At 42.8% G+C, this 1,191-nt stretch carries 1 protein-coding gene; it reads left to right on the top strand.

Annotated features, from left to right (window positions below):
• Nucleotides 1-209: 209 nt before the first annotated feature.
• A complete protein-coding gene (locus AACR09_RS19370) occupies nucleotides 210-1,166 on the top strand; it encodes an IS110 family transposase (RefSeq protein ID WP_193835572.1) in 957 nt (318 codons plus the stop codon).
• Nucleotides 1,167-1,191 lie beyond the last annotated feature (25 nt).

Genomic DNA, 1,191 nt, shown 5'->3' with positions numbered 1-1,191 from the left:
TTGTATGGATAATAAGCACTCCAATCGGGTAATGTGAGACCCAGGCTTTAGCTGCAACTAAAGCTTTCTATGTAGTAGTTCGTTTAAACGCTGGCTCCTCTATCGAGAGACCGATAACAAACATGAACGCTACATAGGACTTCAAGCATAAACCTCGAATAGTCGACTGGGTCTCGAACCCGCATTACGCAAGCATGAGTTAGCTTATTATGAATACCAAAATCAATCAAAGCATCAACGTTGGAGTTGATACCGGCAAAACACAATTAGACATCCACATCAGGCCACTAGACCTATTTTTCTCAGTAGAGAACAATGATAAAGGCATCAAAAAAGCACTCAAAACGATTAAGAGTCACAGTCCTGAACGAATCGTTATTGAAGCAACAGGCCGATTAGAAATGCCTTTTGTTCTTGCATGTGCAGAGGCTCAATTACCTATTGTCAGAGCAAATCCTGTCCACATAAAACGGTTCTCTGGTGCTATTGGCCGCAGAGCCAAAAATGATCGTTTAGATGCAGAATTGATTGCTCACTATGGAGAAGCAATCAAACCAGCTCTTACTGTCATAAAGCCAAAAAACATACGCCTAATGAGTGACTTAGTCATTCGCCGAAACCAGTTGTTATCCATGCAAACCATGGAAAAGAACCGAATCCAGATACTTCCCGCTTCTCTCCATCCGACTATCAAACCGATGCTAACCACGATAAAAAATCAAATCACCAAGTTAGAAGAAAAGCTCGTTAAACTCATTGAAGATAGCCCTGAATATCAGGCTAAAAACACAATATTGCAGAGCGTCCCTGGAATAGGAAGCATTGCCGCTGCATCAATAATTAGCAACGTACCAGAACTTGGCTACATCACAAATAAACAAGCGGCATCACTAATTGGTGTCGCTCCAATAACACGCGAAAGTGGGCGCTACAAAGGTAAGCGCGTGATCCAAGGCGGTCGAGCGCAAGTACGCACAGTGTTATATATGGCAATGATGTCAGCCATGCAATGTAACCCCGTATTCAAAGCAACTTATGCTCGACTTGTAGCTGCCGGAAAGCCTAAGAAAGTCGCAATAATCGCGTGTGTTCGAAAGATGGTTGTGACTCTTAACTCTATGCTGAGAGATGGCGCCATGTGGGATGAAAACACTGCCAAAAATTAATCATTGACGCCATAGTCGTTTGTTA

The organism is Vibrio sp. OPT20 (assembly GCF_963889365.1).
GTDB classification, from domain to species: Bacteria; Pseudomonadota; Gammaproteobacteria; order Enterobacterales; family Vibrionaceae; genus Vibrio; species Vibrio splendidus.
Note: the sequence above shows the minus strand (reverse complement) of the source record. Positions and strands in the feature narration are given on the sequence as shown.